Origin of the sequence: Lysobacter sp. H23M47, from assembly GCF_015209765.1 — a bacterium.
Taxonomy (GTDB): domain Bacteria; phylum Pseudomonadota; class Gammaproteobacteria; order Xanthomonadales; family Xanthomonadaceae; genus Novilysobacter; species Novilysobacter avium.
This window is the reverse complement of the sequence record NZ_CP063658.1, coordinates 2,253,327-2,275,273: the sequence shown is the minus strand read 5'-3', so window position 1 is coordinate 2,275,273 and position 21,947 is coordinate 2,253,327. Positions and strand designations below refer to the sequence as shown.

Annotated in this window: 18 protein-coding genes; 17 read left to right on the top strand and 1 reads right to left on the bottom strand. The window is 67.4% G+C overall.

What is annotated here, in order from left to right; translation table 11 throughout:
* Window positions 1-55: 55 nt before the first annotated feature.
* Genes INQ43_RS10340 through INQ43_RS10330 form a run of 3 tightly spaced genes read left to right on the top strand, consistent with a single transcriptional unit; the run spans window position 56 to window position 8,240 of the window.
* Entirely contained in the window at window positions 56-6,361 is a 6,306-nt protein-coding gene (locus INQ43_RS10340) for an Hpt domain-containing protein (protein WP_194036385.1), read from the top strand.
* Entirely contained in the window at window positions 6,351-7,709 is a 1,359-nt protein-coding gene (locus INQ43_RS10335; RefSeq protein WP_194036384.1) for a chemotaxis protein CheB, read from the top strand. Before INQ43_RS10340 ends, INQ43_RS10335 begins: the two co-directional genes overlap by 11 nt.
* 9 nt (window positions 7,710-7,718) lie before the next feature.
* Window positions 7,719-8,240 carry a chemotaxis protein CheW gene (locus INQ43_RS10330; protein WP_194036383.1) on the top strand — a complete coding sequence of 174 codons (522 nt, stop codon included), beginning with the start codon at window positions 7,719-7,721 and terminating at the stop codon, window positions 8,238-8,240.
* 68 nt (window positions 8,241-8,308) lie between these two features.
* Here INQ43_RS10330 and INQ43_RS10325 read toward each other — a convergent pair whose 3' ends face one another.
* Window positions 8,309-9,079, bottom strand: a complete 771-nt coding sequence (locus INQ43_RS10325; protein WP_194036382.1) for a 16S rRNA (uracil(1498)-N(3))-methyltransferase — start codon at window positions 9,077-9,079, stop codon at window positions 8,309-8,311.
* Window positions 9,080-9,239: 160 nt separating this feature from the next.
* Here INQ43_RS10325 and nudE point away from each other — a divergent pair, with 160 nt between their 5' ends.
* From nudE to lgt, 14 genes are all read left to right on the top strand, one after another.
* The gene (nudE, locus tag INQ43_RS10320) at window positions 9,240-9,788 is read left to right on the top strand and encodes an ADP compounds hydrolase NudE (RefSeq protein ID WP_194036381.1); all 549 of its coding nucleotides are present in this window, start codon (window positions 9,240-9,242) and stop codon (window positions 9,786-9,788) included.
* Between the two features lie 42 nt (window positions 9,789-9,830).
* Window positions 9,831-10,628: a 3'(2'),5'-bisphosphate nucleotidase CysQ gene (cysQ, locus tag INQ43_RS10315; RefSeq protein WP_194036380.1), complete on the top strand. Its 798-nt coding sequence runs from the start codon at window positions 9,831-9,833 to the stop codon at window positions 10,626-10,628.
* Window positions 10,629-10,783: 155 nt separating this feature from the next.
* Window positions 10,784-11,494 (top strand): response regulator transcription factor, encoded by a 711-nt coding sequence (locus tag INQ43_RS10310; RefSeq protein ID WP_043957701.1) that lies wholly within the window; start codon window positions 10,784-10,786, stop codon window positions 11,492-11,494.
* Window positions 11,495-11,510: 16 nt separating this feature from the next.
* On the top strand, window positions 11,511-12,827 hold the full coding sequence (locus tag INQ43_RS10305) for a HAMP domain-containing sensor histidine kinase (protein ID WP_194034174.1): 1,317 nt from the start codon (window positions 11,511-11,513) through the stop codon (window positions 12,825-12,827).
* A 185-nt stretch (window positions 12,828-13,012) separates the two neighbouring features.
* Window positions 13,013-14,428 carry an efflux RND transporter periplasmic adaptor subunit gene (locus INQ43_RS10300; protein ID WP_228062691.1) on the top strand — a complete coding sequence of 472 codons (1,416 nt, stop codon included), beginning with the start codon at window positions 13,013-13,015 and terminating at the stop codon, window positions 14,426-14,428.
* Window positions 14,425-15,123, top strand: coding sequence for an ABC transporter ATP-binding protein (locus tag INQ43_RS10295; RefSeq protein WP_228062488.1), 699 nt, complete (start codon window positions 14,425-14,427; stop codon window positions 15,121-15,123). Before INQ43_RS10300 ends, INQ43_RS10295 begins: the two co-directional genes overlap by 4 nt.
* A complete protein-coding gene (locus tag INQ43_RS10290) occupies window positions 15,120-16,355 on the top strand; it encodes an ABC transporter permease (protein ID WP_194036378.1) in 1,236 nt (411 codons plus the stop codon). Before INQ43_RS10295 ends, INQ43_RS10290 begins: the two co-directional genes overlap by 4 nt.
* A gap of 48 nt (window positions 16,356-16,403) precedes the next feature.
* Complete coding sequence (locus tag INQ43_RS10285) at window positions 16,404-17,429, top strand: isoaspartyl peptidase/L-asparaginase (RefSeq protein ID WP_194036377.1); 1,026 nt, start codon at window positions 16,404-16,406, stop codon at window positions 17,427-17,429.
* Window positions 17,430-17,604: 175 nt separating this feature from the next.
* Window positions 17,605-17,997, top strand: a complete 393-nt coding sequence (locus tag INQ43_RS10280; RefSeq protein ID WP_194034169.1) for a diacylglycerol kinase — start codon at window positions 17,605-17,607, stop codon at window positions 17,995-17,997.
* A 90-nt stretch (window positions 17,998-18,087) separates the two neighbouring features.
* Window positions 18,088-18,813 (top strand): TerC family protein, encoded by a 726-nt coding sequence (locus tag INQ43_RS10275; protein ID WP_194035859.1) that lies wholly within the window; start codon window positions 18,088-18,090, stop codon window positions 18,811-18,813.
* A 114-nt stretch (window positions 18,814-18,927) separates the two neighbouring features.
* A complete protein-coding gene (locus tag INQ43_RS10270; RefSeq protein ID WP_194034168.1) occupies window positions 18,928-19,530 on the top strand; it encodes a LemA family protein in 603 nt (200 codons plus the stop codon).
* Between the two features lie 99 nt (window positions 19,531-19,629).
* Window positions 19,630-20,493 carry a TPM domain-containing protein gene (locus INQ43_RS10265; RefSeq protein ID WP_228062487.1) on the top strand — a complete coding sequence of 288 codons (864 nt, stop codon included), beginning with the start codon at window positions 19,630-19,632 and terminating at the stop codon, window positions 20,491-20,493.
* Between the two features lie 91 nt (window positions 20,494-20,584).
* Window positions 20,585-21,013, top strand: coding sequence for a TPM domain-containing protein (locus INQ43_RS10260; RefSeq protein WP_228062486.1), 429 nt, complete (start codon window positions 20,585-20,587; stop codon window positions 21,011-21,013).
* Window positions 21,014-21,076: 63 nt separating this feature from the next.
* Entirely contained in the window at window positions 21,077-21,946 is an 870-nt protein-coding gene (lgt, locus tag INQ43_RS10255) for a prolipoprotein diacylglyceryl transferase (protein ID WP_194034165.1), read from the top strand.
* Window position 21,947 lies beyond the last annotated feature (1 nt).

The window sequence follows — 21,947 nt, the reverse complement described above, 5'->3', positions numbered from 1 at the left end:
CCGGCCGCCGCCCGCACCCGCTGCGCCAGTGCGCAGCGCAATGGAGCATCGCGCCATGACGGTGATGCGCGATGCCATCGACACCACCACGCTGGGCTGGATCAAGCCGGAGCTGGACGAGACCCTGCGCCAGGCGCGCGAGCAGATCGAGGCGTTCGCCGAGTCGCCCGCTGACAGCGAGGCGATGCGCATCTGTGCCAGTCACCTGCACCAGGTGCACGGCACCCTGCGCATGGTCGAGCTGTACGCGCCGGCAATGGTCGCAGAGGAAATGGAGCGTCTCGCCCTCGGGCTGTTGCACGGCGAGATCGCCAACCGCGACGTCGCGTGCACCATCCTGATGCGCGGCGCCGTCCAGTTGCCCGACTACCTGGAGCGCCTGCAGGGTGGGCACCGGGACATTCCCATCGTCCTGCTGCCGCTGCTCAATGAGCTGCGTGCCACGCGGGGCGAGTCGGGCCTGAACGAAAGCGTCCTTTTCGCGCCCAATCTCGACCGCCCCTTGCCTGTCGACCTGCCGGCCCCGGTCGTGGAAGACGCTCCAACCATCCGTACCGGTGTGCAGCCACTGAGTGCCAACCTGACCGGTTTGCGCGAGGCCATGGCGCAGTGGCCCGAAGGTGGCGAGCCTGCCGATCCGGCGCGGTTGGCTGAAGTGGTGGATGGCCTGCTGGCCGAAGTCTCGGTGGAGCCGCTGCGGCGGATGCTGTGGGTGGCCTCCTCGGTGGCCGGCGCACTGCGCGACGGTGCATTGCCGGCAACCCGCGCGCTGCGCCAGGCCTTCGGTGGCGTCGAGCGCGAAGCGCGCCAGCTGATGCGCGATGATTTCAGCGTCCCAGGCATAGAGCCCAATGCCGAGCCGACGCGCCAATTGCTTTATCACGTCGCCCACAGTGATGGTGGGCATCCGGCCCTCGACAACCTGCGCAAGACCTTCGAACTCGACAGCCAGCTGCCGTCGGAATCGGAGCTCGATCACGCCCGTGGCAGCCTGACCGGGCGCAACCGCGCCCTGCTGGACACGGTGTCGGCGGCGATCAAGGAAGACCTGCTGAGGGTGAAGGATGCGCTGGACCTGCACCTGCGCACCGGCCAGACAGGGGTCGAGGACCTGCGCCCGCAGGTCGACGCCCTGGGTCGGGTCAGTGACACCCTGGGAATGATGGGGCTGGGCGTCGCGCGCGGCGTGGTGATGCAGCAGCGCGACGCGATGCACGAAATCGTCGCCGGCAACCGCGCGGCCGACGAGTCGGCCCTGCTGGATGTGGCCGGTGCGTTGCTGTACGTGGAGACCTCGCTGGACGACCAGGTCGCACGCCTCGGCCTGTCGGACGAGCGCGCCGACAAGGACCTGCTGGAGAGCGAGTCGCGCAAGGTACTCGAGGTGGTCGTGCGCGAGGCCATCGGCAACTTCGGTGACGCTCGGCAGTCCTTCGTCGCCTTCGTCGAGACCAACTGGGACCACGCCGAGCTGGTGGAAATCCCGCGCCTGCTGGACGAGGTGTGCGGCGCGCTGCGCATTCTGGATCTGCACCTACCGGCGGATTACCTGTACGGAGTAAAACGCTACATCGAGGTCGAGTTGATCGGCCGCAAGCGGATTCCCCACGGCAAGCAGCTGGACACGCTGGCCGACGCTTTGGCCAGCGTCGAGTACTACCTGGAGGCGCTGCGCGAGCAGCGGCCCAACCGCGACCGGATTCTCGAAATCGCCCGCTTCAGCCTTGAGGCACTGGGCTATTGGCCCGTGCCCGGCGACCAGGCCGAGACGGAACAGCCGTCCTCGCCGGTCTCGGAGCAGGACGAAGAGAACGCCGCCGCTGCGCTGGACCAGTGGGCCTCCACGGCGCGCCAAATGGATGCGCCGCGATGGACCGAGGCCGCATCGGACGCCACCCCGCCGGCCGAGCAGCCGGACTCCCAAAGCGTGGCTGAGACCCTTTCAGAAGTCCCGCTGGATACCTCCGCTACCCCGACGCCTGTCCAAGACAAGGTTGCCGCACCAACGGTGGCTGCCGCTGACAGCCTTGACGGCTTTGCGCAAAGCGACGACATCGACGATGAAATCCGCGAAGTCTTCCTCGAGGAGCTTGAGGAGGAAATCGCCAATCTGGGTACGATGCTGGAGCAGTGGCGGCACGCACCGGAGAACATGGAGCAGTTGCGCGGCATCCGCCGTGTGTTCCACACGCTCAAAGGCAGCGGCCGGCTGGTCGGGGCGAGGACCCTGGGCGAGTTCAGCTGGAAAGTGGAAAGCATGCTCAACGGCGTGCTCGGCGGAACCCGGCTTGCCAGTCCGGCGGTCGTCGCGTTGGTCGAACAGGCTCACGCGGTCCTGCCGCAATTGCACGCAGCGCTTGCGGGCACCGGTAGCGTCAGCGCCGACCTGGCTGGACTGGAAGCGGTTGCCGACCGGATTGCGGACGGGCAGGAAGCGTTCTATGCCGCACCGGCCGAGGAAGCGGTCGCGGCCGAAGTTTCCGAAATCGAAGCGGACAGCATTGCGCCCGAGCCGGCGACGGTGGACACGGAGTTGGCGCTGGACGAGGGCATTCCGGCCTCGGTCGATGCCGTGCTGCTGGAGATCCTGGGCAGCGAGGTCGCCGGCCACCTGGAGACGATGCACCAGTGGCTGAGTGAGGCGTATCTGGTCCCGCAGCCCGCCGATGATCGCCTGCAGCGCGCCATCCATACGCTCAACGGCGCCTTCGCGATGACCGAAGTGCCGGTGATCACCGACATCACCACGCCAGCCGAGGCGTACGTACGCCGCTTGCTGGCGGCCGGCGAGCCTGCCACTGCCGAAGGCGTTGCCGGCATCGCGGCGGTTTGCGACGCCGTCGAGCGCACGTTGTCGGCCCTGCAATCCAGCCACCCGCGGATTCCCGCCTTCGCCGGCGTTGCAGAGCAACTGCTTGCACTGCGCGACAGTCTTCCCGAAGTGCGCACGCACCACGCGGCCGACGCGGACGAGCCGCTGCCGGGCGTGTCTGCTGTCGCCCCCTCCGTGGCCGACCTCACACCCTATATCGAGCCGGAAGAGGAAGGCGCGCACAGCGACATCGAGGATGCTGCGGCCGAGGCGCGTGAAGCAGAACGCCTCGAGGCCGAGCGCGTGGAAGCCGAGCGGCTCGAGGCAGAGCGACTCGAGGCGGAGCGGCTCGAAGCCGAGAGGCTCGAAGCCGAGCGCGTCGAAGCGGAGAGGATCGAAGCCGAGCGGGTGGAAGCAGAGCGTCTCGAGGTCGAGCGGATCGAGGCGGAGCGCATCGAAGCAGAGCGGCTCGAAGCAGAGCGGCTCGAAGCAGAGCGGCTCGAAGCAGAGCGGATCGAGGCGGAGCGCATTGAGACTGACCGCCTCGAAGCCGAGCGTGTCGAAGCGGAGCGGCTCGAAGCAGAGCGGATTGAGACTGAGCGCCTCGAAGCCGAGCGTGTCGAAGCCGAGCGAGTTGAAGCAGAACGCATCGAAGCTGAACGCATCGAAGCCGAGCGCATCGAAGCCGAGCGAGTGGAGGCCGAGAGGCTCGAAGCCGAGCGTATTGAAGCCGAAGAGGCAGCCGAATACGCCCTCCTTGAGGCGCAGTACGAGGCCGAGCGACTTGCCCGTGAGCAGCCGGATTCCTCGCAAAACCTGGAAGAGCAGGAGACCGACGTCTCCGTCGAAGAGGCTGAATCAGCACAGCGCGCGCTTCAACCCGAAGCCGAAGCCGAGACCGAGACCGAGCCGACTGCGGAATCGGAGATCGAAGCCGATATCGAGTCCAGCATCCCGGCGGTCGTCGCTGGCGCTGAGCCGATCATTGTGGCGCCGTCCGCTGCATTCTCGACGGTCGAGGATCCGGATGAGCCGCTCGACCTGAGTGATCTGGACCCGGAGCTGATCGACATTTTCGTGGAAGAGGGCAGCGATCTGCTGGACCACTCCGACTCGCTCCTGGCCCAGCTTCGCGAAAGCCCGGGCGACGACGAGCTTCTCGTCGGCCTCCAGCGCGATCTCCACACGCTCAAGGGTGGCGCCCGCATGTGCGGGATCATGGAAGTGGGCGAACTCGGCCACGTCATGGAATCGCTGCTCGAGGCGGTCGTCGGGCAGCAGTCCGAGCTGGGCGGCGACGGCGTACCGTTGCTCGAGCGCGGATTCGACCGCCTGCACGCGATGCTGACGCGGGTCGGCGATCGCCGCGCCATCGCAATGCCCGCCGCGCTGGTCAACGAATTCGAAGCACGCGCGCGCGGCGAGTCGGTGGTTGCCGAGGCCGGGTTCTCCACGACCGAAGCCGATCCGGCCGTTGCCGCAGGGACGTCCGAACCATTGGTTGCCCAACCCGTCGATGGGCCCGGTGCAGACGTCGCAGAAGATGCAGAGGCGCAGCCGGAAATTGCGCAAGCGCCACAGATGCCGGAGGCATCAGAGGAGCCGGCTGCCCCGGCTGAAGTGACGCAGCTCGTCCACAAGACGAACATCCTTGGTCCCCTTTCCGCCCCGATCGTCGAACATCAGGATGACGACGAAGAGATCGGTATCCGCGCTCCACAGGAACAGGTGCGCATCCGCGCGGACCTGCTGGACCGCCTGGTCAACTACGCCGGTGAAGTGGCGATCTACCGCGCGCGGCTGGAGCAGCAGCTGGGTGCCTTCCGCGGTGCCATCGGGGAAATGGCGGCCACCAACGAACGCATGCGCGACCAGTTGCGCCGGCTGGAGATGGAGACCGAAGCGCAGATCGTTGCCCGTTACCAACGTGAAGGCGAGGATGCCGAGCAGACCTTCGATCCGCTGGAGCTGGACCGGTTCTCCAACCTGCAGCAGCTCTCGCGCGGCCTGTCCGAATCGGCCGCCGACCAGAGCAGCCTGCAGGTCACGCTCGACGACCTGACCCGTCAGTACGAAACCTTGCTGCTGCAGCAGTCGCGCGTCAGTTCCGACCTGCAGGAAGGCCTCATGCGCACCCGCATGGTGCCCTTCGATGGCCTGTTGCCACGTCTGCGCCGGGTCATCCGCCAGGCTTCCGGCGAGTTGGACAAGCAGGTCGCGCTCAAGCTGGACGGTGCGCAGGGCGAGCTGGACCGCAACGTGCTCGAGCGCATGACCGCGCCGCTGGAGCACATGCTCCGCAACGCCATCGCGCACGGCGTGGAGACCCCAGAGCAGCGCCGCAACGCCGGCAAGCCCGAGGAAGGCACGGTCCGCATCGCGATCCGGCGCGAAGGCTCCGAAGTCGTGCTGGAAGTAAGCGACGACGGTCGCGGACTCGACAGCGCGGCGATCCGTCGTCGCGCCGAGGAGCGAGGCCTGGTCGCGCCCGATGCGGTGATGAGCGACTTCGCACTGCATTCCCTGATCCTCCAGGCCGGGTTCTCGACGGCCGATTCAGTGAGTCGGCTGGCCGGTCGCGGCGTGGGCATGGACGTGGTGGCCAGCGAGGTTCGCCAGCTCGGCGGCTCTCTCGACATCCAGTCCCGTCCCGGGCAGGGGACCACGTTCGTCCTGCGCCTGCCGCAGACACTGGCCGTCACCCAGGCGGTGTTCGTCAAGATTGGCGAGACCACCTTTGCAGTGCCGATTGCCTCGGTGCGCGGCGTGGGTCGCATCGCACGCGAGGAGTTGGTCGACGAGCAGGGCCAGCCGCGCGAGGCCAGCTATCGCTACGGTGGCGACGACTACACGGTGCACGACCTCGGCCAACTCGTCGGCCAGGCGCCGGCGGTCGCCGAAGGGCAGATCCAGATGCCGGTGCTGCTGATACGCTCCGGCGATCTGCACGCGGCGGTGACGGTTGACCAGGTCATCGGCAACCGCGAGATCGTCGTCAAGCCGGTCGGGCCGCAGGTGGGTTCGATGCCGGGCATCTTCGGCGCGACCATCATGGGTGACGGTCGGGTCGTGGTGATCCTCGACGTTGCGCCGCTGGTGCGCCGCCTGATCTCGATGCCGGCCTCGATGATTGCCGCGCCCGCACCGACAGTGGAGTCGCGCCCTGTCCCGCTCGTCATGGTGGTCGACGACTCGGTGACCATGCGCAAGGTCACCGGCCGGATCCTGGAGCGGCACAACTTCGAAGTCGCCACCGCGCGCGACGGCCAGGATGCGCTGGAGCGGATGGCGGACATGGTGCCGGACCTGATGCTGCTGGATATCGAGATGCCGCGCATGGACGGCTATGAACTGGCGACGCGGATGAAGGGCGACGCCCGCCTGCGCGACGTTCCGATCGTCATGATCACCTCGCGGACCGGAGACAAGCACCGCCAGCGCGCGATGGAGATCGGCGTGGATCGCTACCTCGGCAAGCCGTATCAGGAACCCGAATTGATGCGCAACGTGTACGAGCTGCTCGCCCTTGAAAGCCGCCATGAGCAGTAATCCGCTGAAAGTTGCACTGTTGGCCCAGGCCGGTCCCGCCCGTGACCGGCTGCGGGAGGCGATCGAAGCGGCGGGGGCGCAGTGCGTGCTGGAGTCGGACCCGCAGGAAATCGACCCCGCGGATGTCCCGACGTCGGAGGCGAAAGTCGTGCTGGTGGCGCTGGATCCCCAGACCGAGGATGCGCTGGAGGCGTTTGACGAGGTGCTGGCTGACCCGGACGTGGAAGTCATCTACGAGGAAGCCAGCCTGGCGGCTGCCCGCGAGGGCTGGGACATGGCCCGGTGGCAGCGCCACCTGGTGGCAAAGATGCAGAGCCACGGCGACGTCCTGCCGCCCGGAACCGAACAGGAAGCGCCAGAAACTGGGCAGTCCACCCGGTTTGACCACATCAGCTCCGCCGCGGGTGATGCCCCGGAGCGCGAATGGCAAGGCGGGTCTGCCGCTCCGGCGGAGACGACCAACCCGTTCGATCCCGTGTTCGCCGAGACCGCAGACCAGGAATCCGGCCACGTTCCCGTATTTGAACCCGGCGATGTGGCCGACGGACTTGACCTGAGCCTCACCCTCGACCCGGTGGTCGACAATGATGACGCCGCAGCCGTTGAAGCCTCCGCCGAGCCTCGATCGCCCGCCACTGCCGTCGCCTCCGGTGAGGAAGGCGAGGCGGCCGGGCGCTTCGGCGTACTGACGTTGGACGATGGATCCGCTCCGCTGGTGTCGGGCGACTCGGAGGAATCGGACGACCGCCTGGCTCGCGACATCGTCGAACTGGAAGAGCGGATCTCCGGATTGACCCTCGTGGACGACTCACCCAGGAAGGAGCCCGAGCACGCGCGTGGCGCGGTGCTGGTCCTGGCGGGCCTGGGTGGACCCGATGCAGTGCGACAACTGGTTGCCGCGATGCCCGCCGGATTCCCGCGTCCTGTCCTGATCCAGCAACGCCTGGATGGCGGGCGCCATGACCGGCTGGTCGCGCAGATGCAGCGTGCCACCGAATTGCCGGTCCGGCTTGCCGAAGCCGATCAGTACGCGATGGCGGGCACCGTGTACATCCTTGCGGAGGAACTGGGCATTGACGTCAGCGACGCCGGGATCCGTTTCCAGACGGGAAGCGAACTCGTGGCGTCGTTGCCGTCCAGTGACAGCGCGGTGCTTCTGCTCAGTGGCACCGACCCCTCGGTGGTCGACGCGACCCTGCGGCTGGGCTGGGCCGGGGCGCTGGTCGCAGGGCAATCCGCCGACGGCTGCTACGACGCCACTGCGTCTGCTGCGTTGGCATCACGCGGCGGCGACACCGCAACTCCGGCCGAGTTGGCGCAGCGGCTTGGCGAACGTTGGCCGGCCTGAGGAATAAGCATGTCAAATGATGCAGAAAATCCACGACCGAACCACAACGAATCCGCGCCGTTCGACGGTTCCGACCAGGACATCCGGGGAGTCCTGATCCAGGTCGCTGGCGCGCGCCTTCTGTTGCCCAACGCCACCGTGGCCGAGGTGATGTCATTTGCCCAGCCCGAGACGGTTCCCGGCGCGCCCGGCTGGCTGCTCGGCCTCACCCGCTGGCGGGGTTGGCAGGTACCGCTGATCGGCTTCTCCCAGTTGGCGGGGCTTGCCGATGAGCAGGGCAGCCTGAGCAGCAAGGTGCTGGTGCTGAAGGCGCTGGGCGGCGATCCGAAAGCCCCCTATTTCGCGATCCTCAGCCAGGGATTCCCACGCCTGGTCACCGTGTCGCGCGCTGCACTCGGCGTGAATGAGGACACCGAGGAGCTGCCCTCGATGGTGCTTGCCGCCGTCCGCCTGAACGAAGACGACGCTTACGTGCCGGACCTGGTCGAGATCGAGAACCTGATTATCGATACGCTTTCCGCCGCAGCCTGAAGCCCGCTCGCGGCGACGCAGTGCCTGCCGAGCCCCAATGCACTCGAACGAATTCGAACCGATCGGGCTCAGCCGAGGTCGCCGAAGCCCGCCTGCAACGCGGCGATCGCCGCCAGGCCGGCCGTTTCCGTGCGCAGGATCCGCGGGCCAAGGCGCAGCCCGCCAAATCCCGCCGCAAGCAGTTGCCCACGATCATCCGGTGACCAGCCGCCCTCCGGGCCAACGGCAAGGACGACTTCGGTAACGCCGTTCGCGATGGGCAGGTCCCTGATGGCGAGATCTCCGTCCGGATCCAGCAGCCATCGCAGATCGTCTGCCCGATGTACCCGCTCACGGTGCGGCGACGTGCCGAGTCCGGCCAGCACGGCTGACAGCGGCAGGGGAGCCGCTACCAGAGGGACCCGGGCGCGCCCGCATTGCTCGCACGCAGCGATGACGACGCCCTGCCAGTGGGTGAGACGGCGCGCCGCGCGGGCAGCATCGAGCTTCACCTCGCTTCGCTGCGAAACCAGAGGGCGCACCTCCGCCACCCCCAGTTCGGTGGCTTTCTGCAGGATCAGGTCCATCTTTTCCCCGCGCGCAACTCCTTGCAACAACACGATCCGCAGTGATGACTCGTTATCGACCGCGACCGGCGCATCCAGGCGCACCCGCAGCTCGCGCTTGCCGGCCGCGGTGACGATCGCCGGATAGTCCTGCCCATCTCCGTTGAACAGGACGCAGCGGCCGCCCACCGCCAGACGCAACACTCTCGCCAGATGGGCCCCAGGGCCGTCGGGCAGGGCCAGCTCAGCGCCAACCGCCAGCGGCATCTCCACGTAGACCCGGGTCAGTCGCATGCGAGCGCCGCGAAAGTCCGGTGGCGGACAGGCGTGCGCAACAGCCGGCGCGCGGCGCGGTCGCCGGGCTCTGCTAGCATCGTGGGATCGTGATCTCTATCAGTCATTCCTCCATTATCGTCTTTCCGCGCCGAGCCGCGCCGCCTCACGGCTCGCATCCATGACGCGCAAGCTGCCGATCATCCACCGCGTCGTCGAGAGCGACGTCGGGCCATACCGGGTCGAAGATCTCGACCTGGAATTCAGCAACGGCGAACGGCGCAGGTTCCAGCGCATGCACGGACGCGGGCACGGCGCCGTGGTCGTGGTGCCGCTACTGGACGCGGAAACGGTACTGCTGGTCCGCGAGTATGCCGCTGGCGTCCACCGCTATGAGCTGGGCCTGGTCAAGGGCCGCATCGACGCAGGCGAAACCCCGGTAGAGGCGGGCAATCGCGAGTTGAAGGAAGAGGCCGGCTACGGCGCGCATTCGCTGCTCAACCTGCGCGAGCTGACCCTGGCGCCGTCCTATATGAGTCATTCGGCGCACGTGATCCTCGCCCGTGATCTCTACGAGGAGCGGCTGCCAGGCGATGAGCCGGAACCGCTGGAAGTGGTGCCGTGGCGACTGGACGCGTTGCACGAGCTGGTCCTGCGCGAGGATTTCTCCGAAGGTCGGAGCATGGCGGCCTTGTTCATCGTGCGCGAATGGTTGCGCATGCATGGCTGATCCGCGTGCACGCGGCGTGCCGACCGACCCGGGAGGAACAACATGATCGAGCCTGCACTTCGTGAGCGCGTTATCCGTATTGCCGATCAGGCTGCTGCGGAAATCTTGCAGGTGTACGAAGGTGCATTCGACATCGAGCAGAAGGACGATCGATCGCCCGTTACCGCCGCCGACCTGGCTGCGCACCGCTGCATCCTTGATGGACTGGCGCGTCTGACGCCTGCCATTCCTGTTCTCTCGGAAGAGTCGGCCGCCGTCGATATCGCCGAGCGCTGCCAGTGGTCGCGCCTGTGGATGGTCGATCCACTCGATGGGACGCGCGAGTTCATCAAGCGCAACGGCGAGTTCACCGTCAACATCGCGTTGATCGAAAGTGGCGTGGCGACCTGGGGCGTGGTCCAGGCCCCGGTAACCGGCGTGCTGTGGCACGGAGGCGCCGGACTGGGGGCGTTCCGCCGCGACAGCGCCGGCCGCGAACGAGCGATCGATGTACGCGCACCGGCAACCGCGCCGCTGCGGGTGGCCGCCAGCCGCTCCCATCGCGATCAGCGCAGCTCGGACTTCATCGACCGCATGGGTGACACGGAACCGCTGGGCATTGGCTCGTCATTGAAGTTCTGCCTCCTTGCGCAGGGCGAACTCGACGTCTACCCCCGTTTCGGACCGACCAGCGAGTGGGACACGGCCGCCGGCCAGGCCGTGCTGGAGGGCGCCGGCGGCGGCCTGTATGACCTGCAAGGACGTCCGTTCCGCTACAACCAGCGCGCGGGTCTGCTCAATGGCGGATTCGTGGCATTGGGTGACACGTCGCTGCCCTGGCGGGACTGGGCTGGCGCTTGAGCATGCCCGGCTGCGATGGGTTCCAGTCAACAGAACGCAGTACCCATGGCGGCCGGTGAAGGCGCAACGAAAGTACCGGGAAACCCTTCTCGTCTTCACATCCTGTAGACCCGGACGGCGTCAGTCTTCACAAAACTGAAGCCAAGGGGACGTACATGCAGAACACGCAAGATGGCGGCTTGGTCCTCATCATTGAGGACAACCGCAATATTTCCGAGATGGTGGGTGAATACCTCGAGAGCAAGGGCTTCGAAGTGGACTTCGCCGCCGACGGGCTTGACGGCTATCGCCTCGCAGCTGAGAACAGCTACGACGTCATCGTGCTGGACCTGATGCTGCCGCGCCTTGACGGGCTGGAGGTGTGCAAGCGGCTGCGCGAGGAAGCGCGCAAGTCGACGCCCGTGCTGATGCTGACCTCACGCGACACCCTGGACGAGAAGCTCACCGGCCTGTCGGCGGGCGCGGACGACTACCTGACCAAGCCTTTTGCCATCCAGGAACTGGAAGCACGCCTTCGCGCATTGATCCGGCGGGAGCGTCGCCAGGTCGGCGGGGAGGTGCTCAAGGTCGCCGATCTGGTGCTGGATCCGGCGAGCCTTCGCGTCACCCGTGGCGGCAGTGAGCTGCAGCTCTCGCCGATTGGCCTGCGCCTGCTCACCATCCTGATGCGCGAATCGCCACGGGTGGTCAGCCGCCAGGAAATCGAGCGCGAGATCTGGGGCAACGGCCTGCCTGATTCCGACACCCTGCGCAGCCACCTCTACAACCTGCGCAAGACGATCGACAAGCCGTTCGACAAGCAGTTGCTGCATACCGTGCAATCGGCCGGCTACCGCGTGGCGGACATCTCGCAGCCGCAGGAATGATTCTGCGGTTGCCTCAATGAGTCCTGGACTGCCGCGCCGGATCAAGCTGGCGTTCCTCATGCAGGCGGCGATCGCCAGCATCGTCATCACCGCTGGCGTGCTGGTGACGGGCCTGATCGTGCGCGACAGCGTCATAAGCGAGCGACTGGATGCCGAAGCGGACACGTTCTGGGCCGGTCGTGCGGCCGATCCGGCCTACCCGCTGCCGAAGACCGCGACGCTTACCGGCTACATCGTGCCCGCGGGTGCCGGCCAGCGCGCGGTCCCGGAGTACATGCGCGGTCTGTCTGCGGGGCGTCATCGCGTGACGCCACCTGTTGCGCCGCGGCCCGACCGCGCGTTCCGCGAGCGCTCCATCGATGAAGTGGTTCTGGTCGAGACACGGGGGGCTGACACCTTCTACCTGAGCTTTGAATCGGGTCATATCGATCGGGCCATCGGCCTGACCGGGCTTGTCTCGCTCGTGTTGTCGCTTCTGGCCACGTATCTGGTGACCTGGCTGACCTACCGCACATCCAAGCGGCTGGTCGCGCCGGTCAGCTGGCTGGCCGGGGTGGTCTCGCGTTGGGATCCGCGCGAATCCGACGTGACGGCGATCAAGGCCGGCAGCCTGCCGCGCGATTCCGGCGTGGAGGTGCAGCAGCTTGCCGAGGCCTTGGTGGGCCTGACCGACCGCGTCGCCGAGTTCGTACAGCGCGAGCGTGACTTCACCCGCGACGCCAGCCACGAACTGCGCACGCCCCTGACCGTCATCCGCATGGCGACAGACATGCTGCTGGCGGACCCGAACACACTGCCGGCCACCAGTCGTTCGTTGGCCCGCGTGCAGCGTGCCGGGCGCGACATGGAGGCGGTGATCGACGCATTCCTGATCCTCGCCCGCGAAACCGATGTTGGTCCACAGGACCGGGAGTTCGACGTGGCCGAGGTGGTGCGCGACCAGGTGGAGCGGATGCAGCCGCGCCTGGCCGACAAGCCCGTCTCGATCGAGGTGCTCGATGAAGGTGCACCGGCCGTGGTCGGGTCCCCGCACGTCCTCGCTGTGATGGTTGGCAACCTGCTCAGCAACGCGGCGCACTTCACCCACCTGGGCCGGATCCAGGTGCGCATGTCAGCCGATCAGATCGAGGTGATCGACAGCGGCATCGGCATGGATCCGGCAACCCTGGCCAAAGCGTTCACGCCGTTCTACCGTGCGGACATCGCCCACGAGGATCGCAAGGGAATGGGGCTTGCGATTACCCGCCGCCTTGGCGACCGCGTGGGCTGGTCCGTCAATCTGCGTAGTCAGCCCGGCAAGGGCACCACGGCGACGATCCGGCTGGTTCCCTGATCGGTGGCGCCGTGAGCGAGAGTCCGATGGCGGTCAACCGATGGCCTTCTCGAACGTTGACGCGTTGACTCCCCGGATTGACGACGCCAACGATGACTGCAGCCGCCCGCACAACATCCGCTTCCCGCCGATCGCCCAGGCCATGGCGTCGAATTCTTGTCGCTGGCGGGTTGATCTTGCTCGTCGTGGCGGGCGCGTATGTGTGGCAAAAGCGCGGAGCCGACGCGGGCGCCGGCGACTACCGGACCGCCACCGCTGAGCGCGGCGATGTCCGGGTCGGCATCTCGGCTACAGGCACGCTCGGCGCGATCTCCACCGTCGACGTGGGCAGCCAGATCTCCGGTCTGGTCACCGAGGTCCTCGCCGACTTCAATGACACCGTAAGCAAGGGGCAGGTCATTGCCCGGATCGATCCAAGCACGTTCGATGCCCAGATCGCGCAGGGGAATGCCGCCGTCCAGGCCGCGCAGGCCGGCCTGGCGACCGCCCGCGCCGCGGCCGCCAACGCCGAGGCCGATTTCCGCCGCAAATCCGAACTGGGGGAGCGCCAGATGGTGGCGAGAAGCGACATCGACCTGGCGCGCGCCGCGCGCGACCAGGCACGGGCGCAGGTGCAGTCCGCGCAGGCGCAGATCACTCAGCAGCGTGCGTCAACCCGCACCTCGCAGCTCAACCTGGAGCGCACCGGGATCCGTTCTCCGGTGGACGGCGTGGTGCTGACCCGGACCGTCGAACCCGGCCAGACGGTGGCTGCCAGCCTGCAGGCACCGGTGCTGTTCCAGATCGCCGAGGACCTCTCCAAGATGGAGATCGTTCTGGCCATCGACGAGGCCGACATCGGCCAGGTCAAGACCGGCCAGGGGGTGTCGTTCGGGGTTGACGCATTCCCGGATCGACAGTTCCGAGGCAGCGTGCAGCAGGTGCGCCTGTCGGCCACCAACACCAACAACGTGATCACCTATCCCGTCGTGGTGTCGGTCGACAACCCCGACCAGATCCTGCTCCCGGGGATGACCGCCATCGCGGAGATCGAGGTGAGCCGGCGCGACGACGTGCTGCGGGTCCCCAACGCGGCACTGCGTTACAAGCCCGCCGAGGGTGATGCGGCTGCGGCGCCCACCGCCACCCGCAGCAGCCCCACCGAGGAGTTGCCCCGCATTGCGGCCGCGCTTGAGCTCGACGCCGACCAGCAGTCTGCCTTCGATGAGGCGCTGGGGACCATGCGCGAGCGCGCCGCCGCCCGCGCACCTGCGGCGGCTCGTCCTCCCGCTGGCGGACCGCCCATGATGGGACCGCCTCGCGGGGGAGCCAATGCCGGCGCCGGCAACAGCGGCGCGATGCGGCAACGCATGCAGGAGCGCTTCACCCAGCAGTTCGCCGCCTTCCGCGAGACGCTGTCGGATGAGAAGAAGGCTCGCTGGGATGGCGAGCTGGCCTCGCTGCTCGCCGCCCGTCGCGCCCCGCTGTACCTGCTGGTGGCTGGCAAGCCGAAGCCGATCACCGTGCGGCTCGGTGTCAGCGATGGCAGCTGGACCGAGGTGTCTGGGGATATCGCCCAAGGCGACCAGGTGATCATCGGCAGCGGGCGACCGGCACGATGAGCGCTCCCGTCGCGGTGATCCAGACCCGCGGACTGGGCAAGGTCTACTCGCCGGGTACCCAGGCCGAGGTGGTCGCGTTGCGCGACGTCGATCTGCGGATCGAGCGCGGCGAATTCGTTGCCATCATGGGTCCGTCCGGCTCGGGCAAGTCGACGCTGATGAACCTTCTGGGCTGCCTGGACAGTCCAAGCACGGGAACCTACCACTGCGATGGCGTCGACATCGCTACCCTGGACGCAGAAGAGCGGGCCGTCCTGCGCCGGGACAAGATCGGTTTCGTCTTCCAGGGCTTCAACCTGCTGCCGCGAATGAGCGCGCTGGAGAACGTGGCCATGCCCATGGGCTATGCCAACGTACCGGCTGCCGAGCGCGCGCAGCGCGCGCACGCTGCGCTGGCGGCGGTGGGGCTGGGCAGCCGCGAGCAGCACCGGCCCAGTGAGCTGTCCGGCGGCCAGCAGCAACGCGTGGCGATCGCCCGCGCCCTGATCAACCGTCCGCCGATCCTGCTGGCCGACGAGCCCACCGGCGCGCTGGACAGCAAGACCGGTGAGGAGATCCTGGCGCTGTTCAAGCAGCTTCGCGACGACGACCACACCGTGATCCTCATCACCCATGACCCGGAGGTGGCCGCGCACGCGGACCGCACGTTCGTCATGCACGACGGTGAACTGCATGAGCACGGAGCGCCGGCATGAATTTCACCGAGGTCCTGCGGACGGCCATCTTCGCCCTGCGCGGCAACTGGCTGCGCAGCGCGCTGACGTCGCTGGGGGTGATCATCGGCATCGCCGCAGTGATCGTGATGGTGTCCGTTGGCCAGGGCACCCAGGCGCAGATCGACAAGCTGGTGTCCGGGCTGGGATCCAATCGACTGGACATCAGTTCCAATTCCGGCCGCGGCGCCGGCGGCGTGCGGATGAGCGCCGGCAGCGCCTACACCCTCACGGCAGACGACGCGGACGCCATCCGCGAGGAGATCCCGGAGGTGCAGTACGTCGCGGCCGCCCTGCGCGGCAGCACCCAGGTGGTATTTGCCGAGAACAACTGGGCGGCAAGCTGGTACGGCGTACAGCCGGACTACTTCGATCTGGAGGGCTGGCGGATCGCGCTGGGCACCGCGTTCGATGTACGCGACTACAGCGGCAGCAGCAAGTCGGTGATCCTGGGGGAGACGGTGCGTCGGTCGCTGTTCGGAGACGAGGACCCGGTGGGTCAGAGCGTACGCATCGGCCGTGTTCCCTTCACCGTTGTGGGCGTGCTGGCGCCCAAGGGGCAGGGCGGCTTCGGCCAGGACCAGGACGACGTGATGCTGGTGCCGTTGGAAACCGGTCGGCGCCGGCTGATGGGAGCGATGGGCCTGCCGCCGGGCGCGGTGCAGCAGATCGCGGTCGGGGTCGCGCGCGCGGATGACCTGGCGTGGGCGCAGGAGCAGATTGAATCCCTGCTGCGCCAGCGCCACAAGCTGCAGCCGGGCGCGGACGATGACTTCCGCGTCCGCAACATCGCCGAAATCGTCGAGGCGCGCAGCCAGACCACGCGCCTGATGTCGCTGCTGCTGGCGGCGGTGGCAACCATCTCGCTGATCGTTGGCGGCATCGGCATCATGAACATCATGCTGGTCTCGGTGACCGAGCGGATCCGCGAGATCGGCCTGCGCATGGCGGTGGGCGCCGGACCTTCGGATATCCGCTCCCAGTTCCTCGCCGAGGCGATGCTGATATCGCTGATCGGTGGCGCCGTGGGGATTGCGATCGGGATCGCCGGCGCGCTGCTGGTCGGCAAGTTCGGTGCCCTGCCGGTGGTGCTCAACGCGCAGGTGATCCTGCTCGCGGCCGGGTTCTCCATCGCGACCGGGCTGTTCTTCGGCTACTACCCGGCGCGCAAGGCGTCCCTGCTGGACCCGATCGAGGCGCTGCGGCAGCAATAGTGCGACGGCTCGCGTTATCCTCGTCGCTCTCTCAGCGGGGATCTCGCGATGCGCACCTGTCTTGTGTTGCCGGCTCTCGTGTTGGGCCTTGCCGCCCCGGCCACCGGAGCGCAGCAGGCGCCAACGAGCCACGGGCCGGCCACTCCACACACCGCTTTGGTGATCCACGGCGGGGCGGGGTACGTGGCCCGCGACGCGCTGAGCGCCGAGGACGAGAAGGCCGCCCGCGCGGATCTGGACGCCGCCCTGGATGCAGGCAACGCGGTCCTCTCCAGTGGTGGAGCCGCGCTGGACGCGGTGCAGGCGGCCGTGCACGTGCTGGAGGAGTCGCCGCGGTTCAATGCCGGCAAGGGCGCCGTGTTCAATGCCGAAGGCGGACACGAACTGGACGCCTCGATCATGGAAGGCCACACCCGCCGCGCCGGAGCGGTGGCGGGAGTCACCACCGTGCGCAGCCCGATCGCGCTGGCCCGCGCGGTGATGGACCACTCCGCGCACGTGATGCTTGCCGGTCGTGGCGCGGAGGCGTTCGCCGATACACAGCCCGAGATCGAGCGCGTTCCCAACCGGTGGTTTGACACGGACAAGCGCCGGCGGCAGCTGGACGCGGCACAGCGCAAGGCGCAGGCACGTACAGTCATCGGCGATGAGCCGGGCCGGTACTTCGGCACTGTCGGAGCGGTGGCGCTGGACCGGCACGGCCACATCGCCGCGGCGACCAGCACCGGCGGCATGACCAACAAGAAATGGGGACGGGTCGGCGATGCGCCGATCATCGGCGCGGGCACTTGGGCCGATGACCGTTGCGGCGTCTCCGGCACAGGCTGGGGCGAGTTCTACATCCGCAATGCCGTCGCCCACGACATCTGCGCACGCGTCGCCTACCGCGGGGATTCGCTGGCGGATGCGGCCGAGGAAGTGGTCAACCGGATCGTGCCGGCTGCAGGCGGCGACGGTGGCGCGATCGCCCTGGACCGGGACGGCAACATCGCCATGCCCTTCAACAGCGGCACGATGTACCGCGCCTGGATCAGGCCCGATGGCAGCCGCGGCGTGGCGATTTTCGAGGAGTAGATTGCTGCCACCACGCCAGGTTTGGGATGGTCGGACAGACGCGGTATGGGTCGATGTGGCAGACTTCTGCGCTTGTTGCGGCGCCGCCGCGGTCCGTTATCGATGATGAGCTCGATGTTGAGGCTTTGGCGCTGCATCCCTTCTGGCCTCGTTGCCGTCCCCGTGGCGCGCTGAGATGGCGGACCGGTATGGCCATGTCCCGCGCGGGCCACGTGGGGTGATCAAGGCGGGCCAATGGTCGATCCAGGGGCTGAAAGCGGCCTGGCTGCATGAGTCTTCTTTCCGCCTGGAGGTGTGCGCCTTCGTGCTGCTGGCACCGATTGCGCTCTGGCTCGGAGCCACCGGGGTCGAGAGGGTCCTGCTGGTCGGCACGATGCTGCTGGTACTGGCGGCCGAGCTCATCAATTCCGCCATTGAGGCGGTGATCGAGCGCTTCGGCAACCAGCACCATGAGTTGATCGGTCGGGCCAAGGACATGGGCTCGGCGGCCGTGTTCGTGCTGATGATGAACGTGCTGATGACCTGGTCGCTGATCCTGCTGCCGCGTCTTCTTGCCGGCACGGACTGATCGGCCGGGGGTTGATAGTCCCGCGCGCACCCTCAGTTATTACCCTTGCGCCACGTTCCCTGCCGAACCTAGGAAATCCCCGTGATTGAAATGCTGATGGATCCGGACGTCTGGATCACCCTGATGACCCTGAGCGCGATCGAGATCGTGCTGGGCATCGACAACCTGGTGTTCATTTCGATCGCGGTGAGCCGGTTGCCGGTGGAAATCCGGGAGAAGGCACGCAAGCTGGGAATCGCGGTCGCGTGCGTTAGCCGCATTGTCCTTCTGTTGGCGCTGGCCTGGCTGGCGGGACTGAAGACGCCGCTGTTCGAGCTCTTCGGCGAGGGAATTTCGGTCCGCGACCTGGTCCTGATCGTCGGCGGCATCTTCCTGCTGGTGAAGGGCACGATGGAGATCCGCGACTCGATCTTCGGCGGCGAGGAGTCCGATGGCCTGCCGGCCAAGCCTGTCGCGACCTTTGGCATGGTGATGGCGCAGATCGCGGTGATCGATATCGTTTTCTCGCTCGACTCGGTGATCGCCGCAGTGGGCATGGCCAACCACACCTGGATCATGGTCGCCGCCATCCTGCTGGCGGTTGTGGTGATGCTGTTCGCGGCCACGCCGTTGGGCCGCTTCATCGACCGCAATCCGACCGTGAAGATGCTGGCGCTGGCCTTCATCGTCCTGATCGGTGCCTACCTGTTGCTGGATGGTCTCGGTATCCACATTCCGAAGGGCTACATCTACGGCTCGATGGGCTTCTCGGCGCTGGTGGAAGGGCTCAACCTCTGGGCGAAGCGCCGGGCCACCCTGCGCGAGCTTGGCGAGTAATCCGCCTGCGCGCGGGGCTCGCGATGCGCGGGGGCGCGCACTTCACGGCGCGCCCATTGCACCCCCCGGTCCCGGGTGGTGCAATGCCGGTATTGACCTGAACGGAGTACTTCCATGCGCATTTTGCTTCTGCTCGTGCTGGCGACCTTGCTCAGCGGTTGCGGCTACAACACCATCCAGCAGAAGGACGAGGCGGTGGATGCCGCCTGGTCACAGGTGCTCAACGTCTACCAGCGCCGCGCCGACCTGGTGCCAAACCTGGTCGCAACGGTGAAGGGCTACGCGAGCCACGAACAGCAGGTGCTGACCCAGGTGACGGAGGCGCGCGCCCGGGTCGGCAGCATCAACGTCGATACCGACGACCCGGCGTCACTGGAGCAGTTCCAGCAGGCCCAGGGCCAGTTGCAGAGTGCGATCGGCCGACTGCTGATGGTCAGCGAGAACTACCCCGACCTGAAGGCGGACCAGAGTTTCCTGCAGTTGCAGGCGCAGCTGGAAGGCACCGAGAACCGGATCACGGTCGAGCGCCAGCGCTACATCCAGACCGTGCAGGACTTCAACACCTATATCCGCCAGTTTCCGACCAACCTGACGGCCAAGGTATTCGGCTACAAGCCCAAGCCCAACTTCACGGTCGACAACGTGCAGGAAATCCAGCGTCCGCCGGAGGTCGACTTCGGCCAGCCTGCGCCGGCTCCCGCGCCTGCCAATGGTTGATATTGCGTTCGTGCGCCTCGTCCAGTCCGCGCGGCTTGCATGAACCTGGGTGGGCCAACGAAGCGCCGGAATTTCCGTTCGCTGGCATGCCGGGTCTGGATGCTGGCGCTCTTCTTCGCGGCCGGGGTGCTGCACGCACAAACGCTGGCGCCGGTGCCGGCGCTGGACTCGCCCGTGGTCGATACCACCGGCACCATCGACGCGGCGACACGGCAGCAGCTGGAAGCCCAGGCGGTCGCGCTGCGCGATCGCAAGGGCAGTCAGCTGCAGGTGCTGGTGGTGCCAACCACTTCGCCGGAAGACATTGCCCAGTACGCCACCCGCGTCTACGACGAGTGGAAGCTGGGCCGCGGCAAGGTCGACGACGGGGTCTTGCTGATTGTAGCCAAGGCCGATCGCCGCGCCCGCATTGAAGTCGGCTACGGCCTGGAGGGTGCGATCCCGGATGCCACGGCCAGCCGGGTGATCCAGGAATACCTTGTTCCCCACTTCCGGCGCGACGACTACGCCGGCGGAATTGTCGAGGCGACCGCTGCACTGACAAGCCTCATCAATGGCGAGCCCCTGCCGGCACCGATGGCCGACAACCGCCCGGACGCGGGAGGCGGGAACTGGCTGTTCGCGCTGATGGCCGCCTTCATCGTCGCGCGGATGGTGGCGGGCATGTTCGGTCGCGCGCCCAAGCCGATCCGCGGCGTGGCCGGAGCGGCCGCGGCAGGCGGCGTCGCATGGCTGTTGTCCTCGTTGCTGGTGATCGGCGGCATCGGCGCGGTGATGGGGCTGGTGCTCGCGCTCGCCGGTTCCGGCGGTGGTGGCTTCGCCCGCCGGGGCGGCTTTGGTGGCCTGGGCGGCGGCGGGCTGGGCGGCGGCGGCTGGGGTGGGGGTGGAGGCATGGGGGGCGGTGGTGGATGGAGCGGCGGTGGCGGAATGAGCGGAGGCGGTGGCGCCTCGGGCAGTTGGTGATGCATTCAATCCATAACTCTGGGCTTTGCTGATGCGTTGGTTCCGGCACCTCTTCCCACCCTCGAGCCGACGCTGGTTTCCCGACCCGGTCATGGCGCGCATTGCCACGGCGATCGCGGCAGGCGAGCAGCGGCATAGCGGCGAACTGTGCTTTGCGGTGGAGCCGGCGCTGAAACTGCGGGCGGTACTTGCCGGCGTGAGTGCGCGAGAACGGGCGCGCGAGCTGTTCGGGCAGTTGGGCGTGTGGGACACAAGGGACAACAACGGCGTACTCCTCTACCTGCTGCTGGCGGAGCACCGGATCGAAGTGGTCGCCGATCGCGGCTTTGACGGCCGGGTTGAACCGGCCCAGTGGCGCCAGGCATGCGGCTTGATCGAGCAGCACCTGCAGGCCGGCGACGCGGAGGCCGCGATCCTCGGCGGCGTGGATGCGCTTTCGACCCTGATGGCGGGCGCCTTCCCGGCCATTCCGGGGCAAGCGGACGACAACCAGCTGTCCAATCAGCCCCACCGCCTGTAAATCGCGCCGACAGCGGCGACAATAGGCGACGCAGCCCCACTTCGACCGGACTCCAGCGACTCAATGATCATCCTGCATCAAATCGACCCGATCGCCCTCAGCCTCGGCCCACTGCACATCCACTGGTACGGCGTGATGTACCTGCTCGGCTTTGGCATCGCGTGGTGGCTTGGCGTGCGGCGGATCCGCGCCGGGCGGCTGCCTGGTGTCACCGAGCAGGCGTTCGGTGACCTGCTGTTCTACGGGATGCTGGGCGTCGTCCTCGGTGGCCGCATCGGCTACGTGCTGTTCTACGGGTTTGCCGATCTGGTGAAGGATCCGCTGATGCTGCTGCGGATATGGGAGGGCGGGATGAGTTTCCACGGTGGCCTGCTCGGCGTCGCCGCCGCCGGTCTGTGGTGGTCGCGCAAGCAGCACCAGCATTTCTTCGATGTGGCCGACTTTGTCGTGCCGCTGGTGCCGGCCGGCCTGGGTCTGGGCCGGCTGGGCAACTACATCGGCGGCGAGTTGTGGGGCAAACCCACCGGCGCCGACTGGGGCGTGGTGTTTCCGCGGGCGCCGGAATTCGCCGGCTGGAGCGCGGAGCGGTTGCAAGCGCAGTTCGCCAGCGGGGCGCTGGACGGGTTCGCCCGCCATCCGTCCCAGCTCTATCAGGCGTTCCTCGAGGGGCTGGTGACGTTCTGCCTGGTCTGGTGGTTCTCGCGCAAGCCGCGGCCGCGCTATGCGGTGTTGGGACTGTTCCTGCTGCTGTACGGCAGCTTCCGATTCCTCGTCGAATTCGTGCGCGTGCCCGACGTGCAACTGGGCTACCTCGCGTTTGGCTGGCTGACCATGGGCCAGGTCCTGAGCCTGCCACTGATCGTGCTGGGACTGTTCTGCCTGTGGCTGTCGCGGCGTTCGCCCACGGTCCAGCCGGCTGCCCCGGGAGCCTGAG